This window comes from Petroclostridium sp. X23 (genome assembly GCF_030013905.1).
In the GTDB taxonomy this organism is placed as follows: domain Bacteria; phylum Bacillota; class Clostridia; order SK-Y3; family SK-Y3; genus X23.
In genome coordinates this window covers 1,252,275-1,272,430 of record NZ_CP124862.1, presented here as the reverse complement: position 1 = coordinate 1,272,430, position 20,156 = coordinate 1,252,275, and the positions used below count along the sequence as shown (strand labels likewise).

General features: G+C 38.6%; 18 protein-coding genes. 15 read left to right on the top strand and 3 right to left on the bottom strand.

Going from position 1 to position 20,156, the window contains the following annotated elements; translation table 11 throughout:
• Positions 1 to 8 precede the first annotated feature (8 nt).
• The 14 genes from QKW49_RS06250 to QKW49_RS06185 all read left to right on the top strand — a co-directional run bounded on the left by QKW49_RS06250 (position 9) and on the right by QKW49_RS06185 (position 15,440).
• Positions 9 to 1,199: an RtcB family protein gene (locus QKW49_RS06250; protein ID WP_282866697.1), complete on the top strand. Its 1,191-nt coding sequence runs from the start codon at positions 9 to 11 to the stop codon at positions 1,197 to 1,199.
• Between the two features lie 509 nt (positions 1,200 to 1,708).
• On the top strand, positions 1,709 to 2,398 hold the full coding sequence (locus tag QKW49_RS06245) for a hypothetical protein (protein ID WP_282866696.1): 690 nt from the start codon (positions 1,709 to 1,711) through the stop codon (positions 2,396 to 2,398).
• Between the two features lie 259 nt (positions 2,399 to 2,657).
• Positions 2,658 to 3,347, top strand: coding sequence for a hypothetical protein (locus QKW49_RS06240; protein WP_282866695.1), 690 nt, complete (start codon positions 2,658 to 2,660; stop codon positions 3,345 to 3,347).
• Positions 3,348 to 3,488: 141 nt separating this feature from the next.
• Positions 3,489 to 4,328 carry an NAD(+) diphosphatase gene (gene nudC, locus QKW49_RS06235; RefSeq protein WP_282866694.1) on the top strand — a complete coding sequence of 280 codons (840 nt, stop codon included), beginning with the start codon at positions 3,489 to 3,491 and terminating at the stop codon, positions 4,326 to 4,328.
• Positions 4,329 to 4,611: 283 nt separating this feature from the next.
• A complete protein-coding gene (locus tag QKW49_RS06230; protein WP_282866693.1) occupies positions 4,612 to 5,178 on the top strand; it encodes a tryptophan transporter in 567 nt (188 codons plus the stop codon).
• The gene (locus QKW49_RS06225) at positions 5,171 to 6,037 is read left to right on the top strand and encodes an ATP-binding cassette domain-containing protein (protein WP_282866692.1); all 867 of its coding nucleotides are present in this window, start codon (positions 5,171 to 5,173) and stop codon (positions 6,035 to 6,037) included. Before QKW49_RS06230 ends, QKW49_RS06225 begins: the two co-directional genes overlap by 8 nt.
• On the top strand, positions 6,034 to 6,870 hold the full coding sequence (locus QKW49_RS06220) for an ABC transporter ATP-binding protein (RefSeq protein ID WP_282866691.1): 837 nt from the start codon (positions 6,034 to 6,036) through the stop codon (positions 6,868 to 6,870). Before QKW49_RS06225 ends, QKW49_RS06220 begins: the two co-directional genes overlap by 4 nt.
• The gene (locus QKW49_RS06215) at positions 6,854 to 7,621 is read left to right on the top strand and encodes an energy-coupling factor transporter transmembrane component T (RefSeq protein ID WP_282866690.1); all 768 of its coding nucleotides are present in this window, start codon (positions 6,854 to 6,856) and stop codon (positions 7,619 to 7,621) included. The genes QKW49_RS06220 and QKW49_RS06215 overlap by 17 nt, the downstream gene beginning before the upstream one ends.
• 411 nt (positions 7,622 to 8,032) lie before the next feature.
• The gene (gene iorA / locus QKW49_RS06210; protein ID WP_282866688.1) at positions 8,033 to 9,835 is read left to right on the top strand and encodes an indolepyruvate ferredoxin oxidoreductase subunit alpha; all 1,803 of its coding nucleotides are present in this window, start codon (positions 8,033 to 8,035) and stop codon (positions 9,833 to 9,835) included.
• Entirely contained in the window at positions 9,825 to 10,415 is a 591-nt protein-coding gene (locus tag QKW49_RS06205) for an indolepyruvate oxidoreductase subunit beta (protein ID WP_282866687.1), read from the top strand. Before iorA ends, QKW49_RS06205 begins: the two co-directional genes overlap by 11 nt.
• A 14-nt stretch (positions 10,416 to 10,429) precedes the next feature.
• A complete protein-coding gene (locus QKW49_RS06200; protein ID WP_282866686.1) occupies positions 10,430 to 11,668 on the top strand; it encodes a phenylacetate--CoA ligase in 1,239 nt (412 codons plus the stop codon).
• Positions 11,669 to 11,875: 207 nt separating this feature from the next.
• Positions 11,876 to 12,436: an NfeD family protein gene (locus tag QKW49_RS06195; RefSeq protein WP_282866685.1), complete on the top strand. Its 561-nt coding sequence runs from the start codon at positions 11,876 to 11,878 to the stop codon at positions 12,434 to 12,436.
• On the top strand, positions 12,436 to 13,971 hold the full coding sequence (locus QKW49_RS06190) for an SPFH domain-containing protein (protein ID WP_282866684.1): 1,536 nt from the start codon (positions 12,436 to 12,438) through the stop codon (positions 13,969 to 13,971). Before QKW49_RS06195 ends, QKW49_RS06190 begins: the two co-directional genes overlap by 1 nt.
• Before the next feature lie 356 nt (positions 13,972 to 14,327).
• Positions 14,328 to 15,440 carry a DUF3810 domain-containing protein gene (locus QKW49_RS06185; protein WP_282866683.1) on the top strand — a complete coding sequence of 371 codons (1,113 nt, stop codon included), beginning with the start codon at positions 14,328 to 14,330 and terminating at the stop codon, positions 15,438 to 15,440.
• A 212-nt stretch (positions 15,441 to 15,652) separates the two neighbouring features.
• On the opposite strand, the gene QKW49_RS06180 is transcribed toward QKW49_RS06185, so the two are convergent.
• The 3 genes from QKW49_RS06180 to QKW49_RS06170 are packed head-to-tail and all read right to left on the bottom strand — an operon-like array spanning position 15,653 to position 19,316.
• On the bottom strand, positions 15,653 to 17,230 hold the full coding sequence (locus tag QKW49_RS06180) for an NAD(P)/FAD-dependent oxidoreductase (RefSeq protein ID WP_282866681.1): 1,578 nt from the start codon (positions 17,228 to 17,230) through the stop codon (positions 15,653 to 15,655).
• A gap of 17 nt (positions 17,231 to 17,247) precedes the next feature.
• Positions 17,248 to 17,694, bottom strand: coding sequence for a GtrA family protein (locus QKW49_RS06175; RefSeq protein WP_282866680.1), 447 nt, complete (start codon positions 17,692 to 17,694; stop codon positions 17,248 to 17,250).
• A gap of 2 nt (positions 17,695 to 17,696) precedes the next feature.
• On the bottom strand, positions 17,697 to 19,316 hold the full coding sequence (locus tag QKW49_RS06170; protein ID WP_282866679.1) for a hypothetical protein: 1,620 nt from the start codon (positions 19,314 to 19,316) through the stop codon (positions 17,697 to 17,699).
• Between the two features lie 388 nt (positions 19,317 to 19,704).
• On the opposite strand from QKW49_RS06170, the gene QKW49_RS06165 reads away from it, so the two are divergent.
• Complete coding sequence (locus QKW49_RS06165; protein ID WP_282866678.1) at positions 19,705 to 19,992, top strand: hypothetical protein; 288 nt, start codon at positions 19,705 to 19,707, stop codon at positions 19,990 to 19,992.
• The last annotated feature ends 164 nt before the right edge of the window (positions 19,993 to 20,156 follow it).

The window sequence follows — 20,156 nt, the reverse complement described above, 5'->3', positions numbered from 1 at the left end:
AAAAACAGATGATAGAAGTAAAAGGGAAATATAATACTGCAAAAGTATACATAGATCATGTAGAAGAACAGACTGTCTCACAAATCATAGAGCTATGCAATCAAGAATTTGTGAAAGACAGTACGATAAGAATCATGCCCGATACGCATGCCGGAGCAGGATGCACGATTGGAACGACAATGACCATTTCAGACAAGATTGTGCCCAATCTGGTGGGGGTGGATATTGGGTGTGGAATGGAAGCAGTAAGATTAAAAGTCCGCAAACTGGATTTGGGAGCGCTGGATAGTGTGATTAGAAAAAATGTACCATCAGGTTTCGATATACGGTCTAAGATTCATAAGTATGAGAAAAAAGCCGGACTTGAGGACCTAAGATGTTTAAAGCATGTTAATTTCAGGAGAGCACAGCTAAGTGTAGGAACCTTGGGCGGAGGGAATCACTTTATAGAAGTGGATGTAGACCAAGAGGGCAAGTACTGGCTGGTTGTTCACTCAGGGAGCAGAAATCTGGGAAAGCAAGTGGCGGAATATTATCAGAAGACTGCTTTCAACAGCTTGAACAAAAAATCAAAAGAGAAGCAGAAACTTATTGAGGATTTGAAGGAACAAGGAAGAAAAAATGAAATACAAGATGAACTAAAGAAACTTAATTATATGAAGGTACCCAAACAATTGGCTTATGTGGAGGGTGATCTATTCGATGATTATCTTCATGATATGGAGATCGTGCAACAGTATGCCGTTCTCAACAGACTGGCCATTGTAGATGAGATTTTGGGTCATATGAAGGTAGATGAGACGGAACGTTTTACCACTATCCATAACTATATCGAAGTTCAGGCGAAAATCCTTCGCAAAGGAGCCATTGCTGTTTATGAGGGGCAAAAAGTACTTATTCCCATGAACATGAGGGATGGTGCGCTGATCTGCATAGGAAAAGGAAACGCCGACTGGAACTATTCGGCTCCCCATGGAGCCGGAAGGCTGATGAGCCGTGGCGCTGCAAAAGAAAGAATCTCCATGGAAGAATACAAAAAATCTATGGAAGGGATTTACACAACGTGTGTGGACCGTTCCACTGTAGATGAGGCCCCTATGGCATACAAACCAATGGAGGAAATTATAAATAATATTAACGATACTGTTGAAATACTGGATATTATTAAGCCGGTATATAACTTTAAGGCTTCGGAGTAAGAGAATAAACTATATCAAATACATTAAACGTTTTGTTTGAAATATTTTGCTTTAGTGGGGAGTGGATAGTGAGGAGAGTATAAGAGTATATCTATTAATGATTACGGAACTTTTTTACTGGCAAAAACATCTATATAATAATATATTAAAAGGGAATAGATAAAGTTACGGGTGAAACGGTCTTTCTGGAGGTAATGCAGGTTAGGCTGTGTTGTAACAACTTGCTTTTATAAAGAATGAAATAATAGCATTTCTCACTATATACGGCTATAAATTATTTAGTGAAAGTGTTGGACGCTTAGGTTGGATTTTTCTGATTGGAGGCGTATAGACTACCATTGTACTTGTACTAGGACTTATACGGAATTTTTCTGTAAGTGAGCTTATTTCAAGTCTTTTCATGGGTTCTATGGCTGCAATACAAATTATTGCCGCTGTCCGGCTTTTTAAAGGATAGTTATTATATTGAAAAAGATAGAAACCGTAATCAATCAAATAGGGGGATGGAAGTGAGTAAGGACAATAAAGGATTACTTAAGTATTTGGGAAGTATATTTTTCGGGGTTTTACTAACCCAAAGACTTCCGCACGATTCTTATTCAATTATACAATATATAATAAGGCCAATAAGGCTAGGCAATGGTGTAATCTATCTTTCGGGATTAATACCACTCATTTTGTTTATTATTGGGATACGGGGTTTATTTAAGTTAGAGAGATTTGCCAGCAAAAATAAAATCCTGATATTTTTAATACTAATCACAATAGTATTGCCTATAATGAGGAACTCATTGAATACTGTTAGATCAACCTATTATTGGCTTTTAAAAGATAATTTAGAGACTATTGATTTAGTAGATGCGAAAGTTAGCCTAGCACATTCAGATAAAGAAGAAGTAACAATAAAAGTGAGCTTAGAATTAATAAACTATAGTAAGAATGAAAATGAATTTAGGATAAGAATGCATTTACCTGAGGCATGGAAGACTTACTTCGGTGCAGATTATTTTGAATTTGATGAAGAGTATACGGCTCATGGACATAGTAATGTAACTAATATTACTAAAGAAATGACAGTTCAGTTAGTAGATGGCTATAATCAACAGAATATACGTCATTCTCAATGGTATTGGGAAACATTTAGGTATGAGATATATGATGATGAAGATACGGTGTGGATCGTAGATCATGGTATATAAGAATTATTATATTATAAGCATTATTATGAAAATATAAGGCAAAATCAGAAGGTCAATATGAAGGCAATAGATTTATAGTGTATGGAGGAAAAGAGTTGAAGAGATACTTAGGTACAGAGATATCATATTCATGCGGACAGAGAAAGAAAATAAAGATAATTTTGGTATACACATTCCTTTTTACTATTATGGAATAGAAAACAACGAACTTGTAGCATAAAAATATTAAATAAATTCTAAAAGTGGTGAGGAGGCTTCTATGGGAAAAGTTATTAAGATTTTATTTGGAATAATATTTTTAGTAATCATGGTATCGTCATGTCAGAAAGCAGACAAAAATATTAATTCATCTTCTGTGTATATGAATAAAGATCTCGATAAAGAAGCTCAAGTAAATAGCACTTCTGAAAATAGAGCTGCTGAAGACACATTAGGGCAAGAGAGCAACAAAGAAAATACAATAGATAATAGAATTGAAGATAATAAATTAAGAAAGTTAGAGCAAGAAAAAAATTCAAAGAGTGAATTATTGAAGAGATTGGAACAAAAAGGAATTACAGAAAAAATGAGAAATACATTAGAAAATTTAGGATTTGATAAAGAAGAAATGTTATCCTTAGCGCAAGAGCAAATTGACATAATATTTGCTCCGGGAACACATTTAGATGGCGGAGGATTTGATTTTTTTGCATGCTCAGAAGAAGAACAAAACAGATTACTGGAACAAGGGATTGACTCAGAAAAGAGTATCATATTATATAATCTAAGCTATACATATGAGGATATGACTCAGATATCACAAGAGGAATTAGACTTTATTTTTCCTAATACAGAACTAATTGCTAACCTAGAAAACTTAGGCATATCTAAGGAAAGAATAGATGATCTGATAAGTAAAGGATCAACATATAGAGAAATAATAAAAGATGCGCTAAGTAAGAAGTATTAAGCATAAAGTCTACAGAAGGCTTAAGAAGACTAGCTTTTTAATTTCATTCACCAGCTTATCTTATGTTTATTGACTTTGCGCACTGCTTGATATATATTTGTTATAATTAATATATTTTATGGAAGAAAGGTATAAAAGTCTATGATAACATCAAGTATCTATGAAAAGTATGTTCCTGCCTATCTCTGTGAAGATGAGCCTAATAAAGACACGCTGTGGTTGGTTTTTGACAACAATAAAATCATGGTAGTACCGGCAGACGATGGAAAAGTGACCATTCCATCCAATGATTTTTTAATAGAGAATAACATTTCGTTACAGCGCAAACAATACCTGGGGTTGTACGAGGGTAAGCATTGCTACCTTGCGCAAATCAGTGATAGCAAAGAAAATTCCTCAAAACTTTGCTGGAAAGACTTAAGATCACTATTCGGTACTGTGGATGATCATCTGTTTTTGCTTGCGGGACGGGCATATCAGATTTTATTGTGGGATCAGACTCATCGCTATTGCGGCAGATGCGGAAAAGAAACAAATTTTAAACAAGATGAAAGGGCAAAGATCTGTCCGGCGTGCGGACTGCTCAGTTACCCAAATATTTCACCGGCCATTATCGTTGCGGTTGTAAAAGATTCAAAGATTTTACTTGCCCACGCTAAAAGGTTTACCCATAAGATGTACAGTGTCATCGCCGGTTTTGTAGAACCGGGTGAAGCGCTGGAGGATTGTGTAAAAAGAGAAGTAATGGAGGAAATGGGCATTGAGGTAAAAAATATCAAGTACTTCGGAAGTCAATCATGGCCGTTTCCCAACTCAATGATGATTGCTTTTACGGCGGAATACGCAGGTGGAGAAATCACTGTTGACGGAACTGAGAATGATGATGCAGGCTGGTTTGGTGCGGAAAATCTTCCGGAGATTCCTAATCATATCAGTATTTCGAGGAGTTTGATAGATTGGTTTGTAGAGAATCATAAATAAGCTTTCATCATGTTGATAGATCAGAATAATATTTAAAAATGATTGACAATATTGAGGCTTTTATTTATACTATAAATAACTAGTTAGGTTCGAGATGAGATGAGAGAAAATTATATAGCTGAGTTGAGATGAGAAGAGATGAGTCTGCATTAGCTGAAATATTTTAGAGAATATCAGCAGTAGGATTTTTCATCCTACTGCTATTTTATTGGTTATAAACATCACTCAGCCCCAAATACCTTATCTTAGACTGACTAACAAAAAATATTTTGGAGGTTGATGAATGATGGAAACAGCAGTAAAAAGAGAAGTGAAAAAGAGAGAACTAAAAGCGGTAGATGTAGTGCTGGCGGGTATATTGATTGCTGCCGGAGCGGTACTTAGATTGTATACACCGCCATTTTTCGGGATTACTCCCAATCTTGTTATCGGAATGTATTGTTTGGCAATTCTTTTAATCAGGCCTTCTTTTAAAGAAGTGATCGGCATAGGGATTGTTGCAGCGGCGGTATGTCATTTTACTACGAAATCGCTCATTCCTTATATTAATTTTGCCAGTGAACCTATTGGTGCGATTGTAGCCGGATTATTGGTAATGGCGCCGTTTAAGCTTTCATTAGGAGGCAAGTACTCATTAAAGCCATTTGTTGTAACATTTTTAGGTACCGCTGCCAGTGGATTAACCTATATTACCATTCTTAAATTCTTGATTCTGTTTATCGAAACACCTAAGAACCCGGCGTTTACGTATTTGTTAACTGTAGTAGTGGTGACTGCGGTAGTGAATTCAGTTTTGGCACAAGTATTATATTATCCTATTAAAATGGCATTGGGGAAGAATGATGAGTAGTATTTTAAAAATTTCTGATTTAACGTTTATATATCAAAATTCCAAAAAAGCTTCGCTCCAACAGATCAATATGGATATTCATGAAGGTGAGTTTATAGGAATTACAGGGCCTACAGGAGCAGGAAAATCAACATTGGCTTTATGTATGAACGGTGTTATTCCTCACTTTTATCAAGGTGATTTTTATGGGAGTGTCATGGTTGATCAGAAAGATACGGTTGACAATGACTGTGTAGCCCTAGCCGGTTCTATCGGAAGTGTTTTTCAAGATCCTGAAGCGCAGATTGTAGCGACGGTTGTAGAGGATGAAGTTGCTTTTGGATTGGAAAATCTGAATCTTCCGAGATATGAAATGGAAGAAAGAATTACAACAGCATTAGAGATGACGGGGATCTCCCAATTGAGGAATTATTCTACTGCGAGATTGTCCGGTGGACAAAAACAGAGGGTAGCCATAGCAGCGGCCATTGCGCTTCGTCCTAAAATTCTGGTATTGGATGAGCCCACATCTGAATTGGATCCGCAAGGAACGCTTGCAATTTATGAGACTCTGAAGAACCTTAATGAACTATATGGCATTACTGTCATTATCATAGAACAAAAAATTCAGTACCTTGCTGAATATTGCAGCCGCTTGGTTGTACTGGACAAAGGAAAGATAGCGATAGAAGGTCCCTGCCGGGAAGTGCTCTCCCGGCAGGATACCCTCCAAGGGCTTGGAGTAAACTGTCCGCCGGTGACACAGCTGGCGTATATGCTGAAACAAAAAGGCTTATATCATGGTGAATTTCCGATCAATGTGGACGAAGCCTATTTGGTTGTAAGTAAAGTATTGCAGGATAAGGGGAGATTTCAGTGATTAAGATTGAGAATCTTACATTTGGTTATATAGACGGAAAAGACATTTTAAAAGATATCTCTCTACACATCCGCAAAGGTGAATTTGTTGCTTTTGTGGGGCAGAACGGTGCAGGGAAAACCACGTTGTTAAAACACTTCAACGGATTGCTCAAGCCAACGGGCGGCAAGGTGATGGTGAAGGAACTGGATACCAGAAGACATAAAACCAGCAGATTAGCCCAGCATATCGGTTTTTTATTTCAAAATCCCGATCACCAAATTTTTTGTAATACGGTCTATGAAGAGATCGCCTTTGGTTTGAAGGTTTTAAAACTATCCAAGTCGGATATGGAGACAAGAATAAAAAAAGCTGCGAAAAGAGTAGGCCTTGAAGAATTCCTTGATGTGAATCCCTTTTCTTTGAGCAAAGGACAGAGACAAAGAGTGGCGCTTGCATCTATTCTTGCTTTGGATGTAGATATTATCGTATTGGATGAACCGACTACAGGGCAGGACTATCAGGAAAGTATTGAAATCATGGAGATGATTCAAGAATTGAATACGATGGGAAAGACCATCATTATGGTTACCCATGATATGGAATTGGTAGCGAAGTATGCATCAAGGGCCGTCATTTTAAGCGGCGGTGTTGTTTTAGAGGATGGCAGACCTGAAGAAGTATTTGTCAAGCATGAGAGTGTGAAACAAGCAAAGCTTAGTTGTCCGCAAATTCTAAGTTTGGCACAAAAATTTCACAAAAAAGGCTATTTCAAAGATATGATGACCGCCGAACAAATGTATGAACAAGTTATTTATTTGATTGAAGGTGAAAAAAATGCCGGCATTGGTTGAATATATTCCCGCAAATACGGTGATGCATAAATTGAATCCCATTACCAAAATATTATGGACCATTGCTGTATTAACCATATGTTTTATGTTTAATCAGCCCGCTGCCATATTATTAGTGTTGATCAGCAATTTAGCCGTAGCAGCATTATCCAAAGTTTTAAAGCAAGTATTGCCCGCAATTATAGGATTGTTTATATTTTCTTTATTATTAATACTTTTTCAAATATTTTTCGTGACAGAAGGAAATACACTTTTTTATATCATCCCTTTTGTAAACATCGGAAGAATCACCGATGTAGGTTTGGAATACAGTGCTGTCCTGGCGCTTAGGATGTTGGCGACAACTTCTACTATACCCATTCTGATGACCACGACGCAGATGAAAGATATCGTTGTAGTACTGACTGAAAAATGTAAGGTTCCTTTTAAATATGCATTTATGTTTGTTACTTCTTTGAGATTTATACCGACTTTTATGGAAGAGATGGATCAAATCCTACAGGCACAAAAATCCAGAGGGTATGATTCGGACACAAGAAACCCATTCAAAAAATTATTTATTATTATACCGCTTGCCATCCCTCTATTGATATCATCGGTAAAAAAAGCAGAAAAAATGGCGATATCCATGGAAGTGAGAGGTTTTGGTGCAGGCCCGCGTTCTCACTACAACCAGGTGGATATGAAAACAAAGGATTATGCGGTTATTATATGTCTTATTGCAATAACGTTTATATCAATATTGATATAAGTGTTATTTTGGTATAAAATATATTTTAGAGCATAAAATAATAAGTTGCACATGCTTAGGGTAATATATATCTTTCTTTTAACATAATAAATCAGATGATTGGTGGTAGGGGTAGGCCTTGTGTCTACCCCCATAAAAATGCTTAGGGGTATTCGGGCAGACACAAGGCCTGCCACTACACTAAACAAGATGTGGAAAAGTGCTTAGTCGTTCGAAAATCAAACATGTGGACAGTCCCTCTGTTATGCCAGAACCGGGCAAACAGCAGGGACAGTCCCCAAGTTCGATTTCCTCTGCGTGCTAAATTCGACTTTGTTGTATTCTTCTATGGATACCAATGTGATTTGAGCGTGGAAATATTCTGTGAACTGTAAACCGTGAACCAATAAATAGATGTAAAGGGGATAAAAGATGAAAAAACTCTTAATAGGAAACGAGGCAATCGCTTTCGGCGCAATCGAAGCGGGTGTGAACGTGGTAACCGGTTATCCGGGGACACCCTCCACTGAAATGCTTGAAACGATTGCAGAAAATAATATAGATGAAAAAATATATGTGGAATGGTCGGTCAACGAGAAGGTTGCATTGGAAATTGCAGCAGGTGCCGCTTATACCGGTGCGAAGTCGATGGTTGCTATGAAACAGGTGGGATTAAATGTTGCTTCTGACCCTCTGATGAGCTTGAGCTATGTAGGTATTAAAGGGGCGATGATTGTATATGTAGCCGATGATCCGGGGCCATTTTCTTCTCAGACGGAGCAAGATACCAGGGCATTCGGTAAATTTGCCAATTTGCCTGTTTTTGATCCTTCTACTCCGGAAGAAGCAAAAGAGATGGTTAAAGAATGCTTTGATATATCACATCAATTTGAGCTGCCTGTGATATTGAGAACAACCACAAGGATCTGCCATTCCTGCAGTACTGTAGAACTCACAGGCGAAATAGACCAATCTTGTATAGAAGGTTTTACAAAGGATGCTCGTTGGGTTATTTTTCCAAGTTTGGCTTATAAGAATCATATCAAGCTGGAAGAAAAGAAAAAGGAACTCAGTCATATTTTTTCAAGTTCTCGGTTTAACAGTTTTACCGGAACAGGTAAGAAAGGTATCGCTGTTTCAGGAGTCGCTTATACGTACTTAAAAGAAGTCATCGATGAATTGGGACTAAGCCTGCCTGTATTGAAGATCGGGACACCGCACCCGTTTCCTGATGAATTGGCACTAAAGTTTTTAAATAGTGTAGAGGACGTACTGGTGCTGGAAGAGTTGTATCCGGTGGTTGAAGAGCAGCTTAAAGAGCTCAGCTTGCAATGTGAGAAGATTCCGGGCATTTCCGGTAAGAAGACAGGACATATGCCTGTGGCGGGAGAGTATAGTGTAGAGCTTATTAGGAATGCTGTCTGCGAATTTCTTCAAATCCCTAATCCGGCTCAGCAAGTTTCGCAGATTCCCGAACTTCCTCCAAGGCCTCCGGTACTATGTCCGGGATGTCCGCATAGAGCATCTTTCTATGCATTTAAAGTTGCCACCAAAGGGAAAAAAGCTGTTTTTTCCGGGGATATCGGATGTTATACACTGGGCAATGCAAAGCCATTGGAAGCTGTAGATACCTGCCTTTGCATGGGGGCAGGCATTACGATCGCACAGGGATTGCACCGTGTAGAGAACGATACGGCGAATATAGCGTTTATAGGTGATTCGACCTTTTTCCATACGGGAATTCCGGGGATTATCAATGCCGTTTATAATAACACCGATATTACGGTGGCGGTACTTGATAATAGAACGACAGCCATGACGGGAAATCAGCCTCATCCGGGTACCGGTATGACCGTGATGGGTAAAGAAGCACCCAAGCTGGATATATATGAAATTGTAAAAGCCTGTGGTGTAAAATGCATAAAAAAGGCCAATCCGCTGGTACAAAAAGAAGCAGTGGCTGCCGCGCAGGCAGCGATTGATTTTAAAGGCCCTTCGGTAGTGATTTTAGAGAGCCCCTGTGTGGTAAACATAAAGGGAGATACCCCTTTGGCGGTATCTGAGAAATGTATCGGTTGTAATAAATGTATCAGAGATTTAGGTTGTCCGGCAATGTATATGAAAGAAGGCAAACCCGCAGTGGAGCCGTCCCTCTGTAATGGATGCGGTCTATGCAGCCAGGTCTGTCCGGTGGGTGCATTTCAACCCTTAGGAGGTGGAAACAATGGAGTTTGATGTGATTATTGGAGGTGTCGGAGGACAGGGGACTGTTTTGGCATCACGGTTGTTAGGGGCTGCGGCTATAGAAGCAGGATATTTTGTAAGAACGGCTGAAACCATCGGCATGGCACAGAGAGGCGGATGTGTTACCAGTCATGTCAGGATCAGCAGTCAGGATGCAGGTTCGGTCATTCCTTTGAAAAATGCCGATTTATTGCTGGGATTTGAAATGGGCGAAGTGGTAAGGAACTTTAACCGCCTTTCACCAACAGGAAAATGTATTGTCAATAAGTATTGGATTAATTCCGTTCCGGTTTCTCTAGGACTGGCGGCGTATCATTATAAAGATATTGAAAAATTTATAAGCGAGCATATTCCAAACGTGCATTATGTAGATGCACATTCATTGGCGATTGAAGCAGGAACGTCAAAAGCGGTAAATGTAGTGATGCTGGGAGCGGCATTTGGATTGGAGATGTTGCCTGTCACTCAGGATTTGATGGAAGAGATCATTGGGCAGCATGTAAAAGAAAAATATATTGACTTGAATATAAAAGCTTTCAGATTAGGCTTGAATGCTATACAGACAAGATAGGAAAGGTGATATAGATGAGACGAGAACAGTTTAATCAGTTCAAAACATTATTAAAAAGATTATCGGAAAACAGTCCGTTTTACCGCAGAAAATTTGAAGAGTACGGCATCGATATCAATAAAGTTCAGTCCATGGAGGATATCCAGTATTTACCCTTTACGACCAAAGAAGAACTTAGAGATGCATATCCGTTAGGTCTGCAAGCGGTACCTGATGAGGATGTGGTAAGAATACACTCATCTTCAGGAACGACAGGCAAGCCTGTTATTATCCCATATACAAAGTCGGATGTAGATGTATGGGCTGAGCTTATGGGGCGATGTATGGAAACCGCAGGGGTCACCAAAACAGACCGAGTGCAGATTACGCCCGGATACGGTCTGTGGACGGCAGGTATAGGATTTCAGGCCGGTGTAGAAAAACTTGGCGCAATGGCGGTACCTATGGGGCCCGGCAATACCGAAAAGCAGCTTCAGATGATGGTAGATTTAAAAAGCACGGTATTGATAGGCACTTCCTCTTACGGATTGCTCATCGCTGAAGAAGTGTGCAAACGGGAAATCAAACAGCATATTCGTCTAAAAAAAGGCATATTCGGTTCGGAACGCTGGGGAGAAAAAATGCGTAAAAGGATTGAAGATGAGTTGGGAATACAAACCTATGATATCTATGGTTTGACCGAGATTTATGGGCCGGGGATTGCAATTGACTGTGATGAACATTCGGGAATGCATTATTGGGATGATCATTTATATTTTGAAATCATTGACCCGGCTACCGGTAACGTACTTCCCGAAGGGGAATATGGAGAACTGGTAATCACTACCCTCACCAAAGAAGGAGCACCCCTGCTGCGTTACAGAACCAGAGATTTGACGAGACTTATTCCGGGCCAATGCGCATGCGGCAGGCCGTATCCGCGGTTGGATAGGATTATAGGCAGAACCGATGACATGGTGAAGGTAAAAGGTGTAAATATTTATCCGGGACAAATTGATGGATTGTTGAGAAGCATCGAAGGCGTCAGCAGCGAATACCAGGTTGTTGTCTCACATATTGACGGAAAAGATGTGATGACACTAAGAGTTGAAATGAGTCATTTGTGTAACAAGATTGATATTGAGACAATGGTTGCAGAACACTTTAAAAAGCTAATCGGACTCAGTATCCATGTGGAAGCGTTAGAAGTTGGTGGGCTGCCCAGAAGTGAAAAGAAAACAAAAAGAATTTTAGATTATCGTGATGTAGGATGAACGAATGGGATATCACTCCCATTCGTTTTTTATACCTACTTATCTGCCGGAATAAGAATAAGCGCGAAACATCCGGATATTTTTCTCAAATTTTTTATCACAAAGATGGAACCTTTTTTTGTTTTTTCAGTCTTAATAATGCAGTACTAAATTAGTCTCTATTAATGGCAATGACGGTCAAAAACCGGAATACGAAGGAGGGGTCAAATGCTCCGGGCTTATCAAATTCTTTTTATAATAGGAGTATCGTATACTCTATTATCTTCCATACTGGGCAGTTTTCTGGATTCTTTTGATTTGGGCGGTGACATTGACCCGGGCGTAGATGTGCCATGGTTAAATATTTCGCCACTAAAGCCTATTGTAATTATGTCTTTTATTACCGTATTTGGCGGCGTGGGATGGCTTGGAAGTTACCGGGGATGGAGTTCATATGTCATATTTATTGCTGCGGTTTTTTCGGGTTTCATCATTGCGTTCATACTTTTCAGGTTGGTTCTCGTACCTTTATATAAAATACAGGATAATCAAAAGATAGCTTCACACCGGTATCTGATCGGTACACCGGCGAAAGTCATATCTCCTATTATGGAGAAAGGCTTTGGTACTATTTCATATATGTTTAATGGCAACAAGTATACTGCTCCCTGTAGAGATATTGATAATAGGTATATAGGGGCAGGAAAGGAAGTGATCATTCATAAAATAGAGAAGAATACCTTTTATGTAGCGCAGTTAAATGACATTAAAGTAAAGGAGAGGGTATAGTGGAATTATTTATTATTCCTATCAGCATCATCGGTGTAATCGTTCTTTTGTTATTAGGGATTCTGTCTATGTGGAGAAAAGTCTCACAAGATAAGGCTTTAGTTGTTACCGGCCTTAAAAAGAGAGTTATTTCCGGCGGTGGCGGATTTGTGATACCGTTGTTGGAAAAAACGGACATTATTTCCTTAGAAAATATGAAAATCGAAGTACGTATTGATGGTGCGCTGACGGAGCAAGGGGTTGCCATTATTGCTGATGGTGTAGCAGTTATTAAGGTCAAGTCGGATACTGAAAGTATCCTTGCGGCTGTAGAACAATTTAATACGGGACATGAACAAGGGACCATTGAGGTTATCAAAGATACGTCAAAAGATGTTTTGGAAGGTAAACTGAGAGAAATCGTTTCCAAAATGACGGTGGAAGATATTTATAAGGATAGAGAAAAATTTGCATCAGCAGTTCAGGAAGTTGCAGCTGTTGATCTTGCGGAAATGGGTCTGGAAATAAAAGCGCTTACTATCAGGGACATAAGCGATATAAACGGATATTTGGAAGCCCTTGGGAAGAAAAGAATTGCAGAAGTAAAGAGAGATGCTCTAATCGCTGAAGCTGAAGCAAGGAAGGAGACAACGATAAAAACGGCAGAAGCCGACAGATTGGGCGCAGAGGCAAAACTGCGCGCGGAGACGCAAATAGCCGAAGCTACAAAAGAAAAGGAATTAAAAGTCCAAGGGTATCAAAAAGAACAGCAAACAGCTAAAGCACAAGCTGATTTGGCATATAAGATCGAAGAAAACAAGGTTACAAAAGAAGTAACCGAAACCGAGCTGGAGGTTGAACTTTTAAGAAGAAACAGGGAAATCGATATTGCTGAAAGAGAAGCGGTTAGAAAAGAAAAAGAACTTGAAGCGACTATTAAAAAGCAGGCTGATGCAGATAAATATATGACTGAAAAGCAGGCGGAAGCTATCAAGTATAAAGAAATTCAGGATGCTGAAGCGAGAGCGGAAGCAATTAAACTGGAAGGTAGAGCAAAAGCCGAAGCTAAAAAGGCGGAAGGAATGGCTGAAGTAGATATCATCAGAGAAAAAGGTAAGGCAGAGGCGGAGGCTATGAAATTAAAAGCAGAAGCATTCAAGCAATATGGTGAAGCGGCGATGGCACAAATGATTGTAGAAAAGCTTCCTGAAATTTCGAGAGCCATATCCGAACCACTATCTAAAACTGAAAAGATTGTTATTGTTGATAATGGAAATGGTCAAGGGAAGGGAAAAGGTGCTTCAAAAGTCACAGGGTATATTACTGATATTATTTCACAGCTGCCTGAAACAATGGAGGCGCTGACCGGAGTTAATCTAGTAGATTTGCTGTCCAACAAAAAGAATACAAATGAAACCCCAAATAGCAATACCAGGGCAATTGCAAAAAGTAAAATCATAGAAGAGATCAATTCGGACAATAATAATGTGGAAAGCAGAATGACAGAAGATGTTAATGTAGACAATAATGATATAGAAATTAATAAAGAAATATAGGAGGTTGTGAAAAAATCAAATTTAGCACGCAGAAGGAGTGAAGCATGGGGACGGACCTACTGCTGCGCTTGCTCTTTAGGGAAGCTGCAGGTCCGTCCCCATGCTTTGCGACTGATCAATCAAGCACTTTTTCACAACCTCCTATAGCCTTATGTAATATGGTATGCTGAAGGATTATGCTCAGACAGTAAAGGAATTAAGGTAGGAGCATAGTCCTTTTTTGTGAAGAAAGGTTACCATAAAGACTGTAAAGCAAAAACCACCCTATAGGGAGAATGATTTTAATGTAATCAATGAATGGAAAAAGATTGACGAAACTGTTCTAAATATAATAGAATCATATGAGGAGTGGGAGAATGAAAAAAACCAGCTTGCTGATGAAGTGCTTATTGATTTTGCTTTTACCCATAGGAATGTTATTAAATTATACTTCATCTTTAAATAGCACTATTACTGAGCGAATATATTCTAATATAAGTTATAAATGGTTTTCCCAAACTATCAGCACAGTAACCGGAGTTTTTCCGTTTTCGGTAGCGGAGTTGATGCTAATAGCATTCGTTCTTTTTATTATATGGAGATTGGTTGTTTTATGCGTAAGATTTGTAAAAGGGACAGAAAATCGGTGGGAGATATTTAAAAAAGGGATCATAAATGGCCTGGCGTTAGCCGGTGTAATTTATTTTTCATTTATTATCATGTGGGGATTAAACTATAACCGTATGATGGTGTCTCAGATATTTGAATTGGACGTTAGACCTGCATCCGTTAAGGAATTGGCAGCATTATGTGAAGACCTCATCACACGGGCGAATGACCTGCGCAGCAGGGTACATGAGGATACAAAGGGTGTAATGGGTTCTCCAAAAGGACTTAGAGATGTTTTAAACAGGGCCCATAAGGGATATGACCGCGCAAGTCAAGTACATGCAGAACTGGGTGGACAGTATGGTGTTCCGAAGGGAATATTCCTGTCACAGCTTATGGCTTATACCGGAATAGCGGGAGTATATAGCTTTTATACATCAGAGGCGAATGTCAACACCACCACACCGGCATCATTGCTTCCGACTACGGTATGTCATGAAATGGCACATCAGCGTGGATTTGCAAGAGAAGATGAAGCAAATTATATAGCGTATTTTACATGCAGTATGCACCCGGATGATGATTTTCGGTATTCGGGTGTGTTTCTGGCACTTATTCATTCAATGAATGCTTTGTATGAAAACGATAGAGAAGCTTACAATACTTTAAGGGTGGACTATGGTGAAGGCATCAAAAGAGATCTTAGGGCAATTTCTGAATATAATGCATTATATGAGGGGCCTGTTGAACAAAATTTCAGTAAAGCCAATGATTTGTATTTAAAAGCTAACAATCAAAAAGACGGTGAGATGAGTTACGGAAGAGTTGTTGACTTGTTGATTGCTGAATACAGGACCAAACAGGAAAAACCCACAAAATGATAGAATAATGATGTAGACAAAAGATGGAATGGGAGTACCGTCCGAGGCCACTGATAAAGTCGCAATTTTTTGAACAGAAGAAATCAGACTAGGGGACTGGTCTGCTGTCAGGCCTGTTTTTTGGCCGGACTGCGGCCCTGTCCCCTTGTGTGATTTCTGAACAATTAAGCACTTTTTCAGTAGCCTCGTACCTGCCCACTCCATTTTTAGTATTATACCGTTTTTTTCTCATGGTATTGTTCTTCTGTATTGACCGACCAAATATTTGTTTTATCTTTTCTATGGTTAAGGATATTGTCTACAGCTTCCATGGCAGTAAGCATGGAATGGTCCATATTGTTGTATCTATGCTGCCCGTTGCGGCCTATGCAGTAGAGATTATCGAAACCATCCAGAAACTCCCGCACTTTGTCGAAGTCTTCATAGGTGCCGAAATAAGCAGGATATGCTTTTTTGACTTTGACACGTACCGCATCAATAATATCCGACTTATTGATCATTCCGATTTTTTGGAGCTCTTCAGCAGCAAAGGATATAAAGTCGGTGTCATCAGTGTTCCAAAGTTCATCGCCTTCGTTGCAGAAGTATTCCAAGCCGATCCAAACTTTATTTTCAAAGTCGTTAACCATGTACGGTGACCAGTTATTGAATATTTGCAGCCGGCCTACTTTGACATCCGGCTCTTGTATATAGATCCAGCAGTCAGGGACGATATTACCGATGGTTTTAATCTTGGTTTCATTTTTTAAGTTCAATCTATTCACAAGCAAACCTACAGTTATAAAATCCCTATAAGGAAGACCTGCGGCTATCTTAGTCACGTTTTCAGGAATTTGAGCGCCGGACATTCCTCCTATTAAATCACGGATAGGCATAGAGGAGAGCAGGGTATCGCAATCCATGGAATATTTGCGGTTATTGTGTATATAGCTTACAGAAGTAACTATAGTATCATTCATATTAATATCAATGACTCTGCAATCAGTAAGAATTTCTCCGCCCATACGTTTGATTTCATCGGCTACAGTTTCCCACAATTGGCCTGGGCCGTATTTTGGATAAATAAATTGTTCTATGAGAGATGTTTCTACCTCTTTTTGTTTTACATCGCTTTTTATGCGAAATGGCTTTTTAAATAAATCAATAAGAATTTTGCACAGTGATAAGCCTTTTATTCTCTGGGCTCCCCATTCGGCAGAAATTTTTGAGGGATGGATTCCCCAAACTTTTTGCGTATAATTCTCAAAGAACATACGGTAGAGTGCCGAACCAAAACGATTTACCATAAAGTCTTCAAGAGATTGCTCCTTGCGTTTGAATACAGAGGAATACATGTAACTGCAGCCAGCTCTGGCAGTTTTAATGATGCCCATATTAAAAAAAGTCTGTAGTTTTAGGCTGATGGGATACTCATAAAATTTACGTAAATAATATATGCGTGATACTCTATCCCTGAGCAGCATGACTCTATCCTGTACTTCCGGGTCAGGACCGCCTACACTTAAGTTTTTCCCACGGTTTAACATGAAATCATCTTTGGAAGCAGCTCCTTGTATAGGAAGAAGACTTGTCCACCAATTCATTATTTTCTCGCTTTTTGAAAAAAATCGATGTCCGCCTATATCCATACGATTCCCTTTATAATTCACCGTACGTGATATTCCGCCGATTTCATCGGTATCTTCAAGAATGGTGACACGGTATTCTTTAGAATTTTTCAATAGCTCATAAGCCGCAGTCAGTCCTGCGGGACCGGCGCCAATGATGATAATATCTTTGATATTTGACATATAAAATCCCCCTAATTCTAATCTAAGCTATGTTCTATCTGTTTGTTAATAAGAAGAGTGCTAAATATAAGTGTCTTTCTAGCGGTATAGTTCCACAGTAGTACAATCGCCGTTGTCAATACCTTTATTACCATGTAGTTCATATTGGCAGCCTCTACTCCGAGCCACATGCATATCTCAGTAATTCCGAGGCCAACAATACCGATTATTAAGAATGTAAAGAAAGGACGGAAACCGTGGATTTTCACATTTTTAAATACCCATTTCTGAGAGAGTATATAGTTGATTAGAATCCCTACTGTAAAACCTGCAAATGTAGAAATAAGATAATAAACACCTATAAACTCTGTCAAAACATATAAAATAGAGTAGTCACAAATAAAAGCAATACCTCCTACTGCACAATACCGCATGAATTCGAAAAATAGTGTATGAAGGTTTTTTAATTGATTTACAATTTTCATGTCTAATTACCTCCTATCATAGCGTTAAGATGGGGAAACTGAGTTTGTAAATCTTTGCGGATATAGATATTACATGTATCATGGTTGATTTGATTCTTCCATATATAATGACTGTCAAAAGATGCGACTGGGATATAGTCATCCGGTGTTAATACATCGGAGTAAAAGGATAACGGATATTTATATTCAATCACAAATTCAGGTTCATCCGCATTTTTTAAATAATTCATTGCATCAGCATCACTCCATATACGATGTGTGATGAAGCTCATATTTACTTTCCCTTGATTGTGATTATAAAAAATATTATTTGAAAAGTAGGGCAGTAATGCAATGTTCTGGGTAGAGAAGGATACTTTGTCGTTCCAGACGCTGTAACTATTAAAAATTTTTCTTCCTGCTATTCCGTTTTGCTTAATAAACGACGCAACATCTCTTGCCGATACATAGGGCAGCTTGATATCATTGATTGATGCAGCGGCAGACCAATAGATTTGAACAAAAAATACACACATAATGCATACTGCAAGACAACGTTTCCTTATAATAGAAACTTTTATTTTAGTATTAAAAGAATGCCACCGTGTGTGCTTGTCCCTTAATGTTTTAAAAGGTTGCTCGTTACTCAACATCAGCCATATTCCAAATAATATTATAAGCATATAGATTCCTGAGTGGTGAAGTGAAAAATAGATAAACGACATAAAAGCTGACGTGAAAATATAGGGCAGTGCTACATACGGCAGTACTCCGTTATACCGGGCATATATCAAAAAAACGGCAGTTAGAATAGTGCCGATTAGAAATAATAATAGCAGCAGTTCAATAGAATTGCTTGAAATACCCGGCCAAACATCTGTTGCAATGCTATTGAGAGGTGCAATAAAAAGAGTAAACATAAAGTCCCCAAGATTTAGTCCTTGATTCTGGAGCGGTGTAAACCTGTCAGGCATGGGCCAAAGCATTGCAAGATAGCTGGCATTAATCAATCCAAGTAGTAATAAGGAATAAAATCGGATATCAACTATGACCTTGCAGGCTGTGTTGTTCATGTTTCGTGAGGCTTTATGATGGTCAAGGATGATTTCTAAGAACCAGGCAACTGCTACACCAAAAGCAATCAGTACTCCATGTAAAGTGACTCCGCCCAATAAAGCCAGCAGGAGAGAAAACTTTATCGGACTTTTATTGCGCGATGAAAAAGAAGCTGCCACAAGCCAGAGTATAAAAGAAAGAAGAGAATAGCTCCTGCTGATAACACCATATTGATAAAAAGGAAAATAGGTGAAAGGCAGTAGAAGTCTCATCAAAAGCGGAAAAGGAGATTTTTTTATAATCATTGCGGCGGCTAAAGAAGCAAAAGTGAGATTAATAAGTTTTAATCCCCACTCGTAAGGCACGCCTATATGCGCGGGCAAATAAAGAGACAAATGCCATAAAGGCGTGTGCCCTTCATAACGCAGTACATGCCATAAGATATCCCAAATAGTATTATCACGTGCGATCAGCCATGCTTGTGCTTCATCAAACCATGGTTCATGAAAAATGGAAACGGTTGAAACCAACAGTATATATAGTATAAGTACAGTATTTTGTATGATGAAATCCTTCTTCTGCTGCATACCAATCTCCTTCCTATATATTCATTCTATCAATAGGATGGAGTTTTTGATATGAATAAAAGGTCTTGTATTGCTTACGTTTAGGGTCATATTGAGTAGTTCTCAGGACTTATTAAAGGCTTAGTACTTAAATATTATGTCACCTCATCCAAAATCATCGCTTTTCCACTTTTTTTAGATTGTGAGAGGATGTGTCTTGTGTTTCTGAGTTGTTCAGGTGATAAGCGCATTAAGTTCATTTTATATCTGTATGCAGCAATAAAATATGAAGGCAAGTCACCGTCTTTGCTGTGTTTTTCTAAGAACATAGGATTTATCCATGCATTTATTTGAAATCTGTTATATAATATTCAGTAATTACTATTAAAATTGAGGAGTACGTTTAATAATGAAGATATTAAGGAATGCAACTATTATTTTTATAGCAGCAATTACATTAGTGATTACGGGAAATGCGATGGCTGCTGAAGGTTTTGTGTACATGCATGAAGCAAGATTATTAAATCAGCTTGGACTCTATGATGGAATATCTGTACAATCGTTTGAGTCGGATTTGGGAACTGCTGTCAATAGAGAAACAGGTATTACCCTTTTAGTTAAAATGTTTGGCAAGAAAAATGAGGTAGTGGCATTAACTGACGCTGATATGAATAAAATACTATCCAAAACAATCTGATGGTAAAAAACTATAGTGATTTTTATAATGCGGTAAAAAACGCATTAAATAGTAAAGATTTCGCCTTGACAGTAAAGGGTGTAAATTATGATATAAAAACTTATAATGTGGATGCTGTCATTAATCGGATGGCAAAAGACAACCCCGGTATTTACTATGGCAAG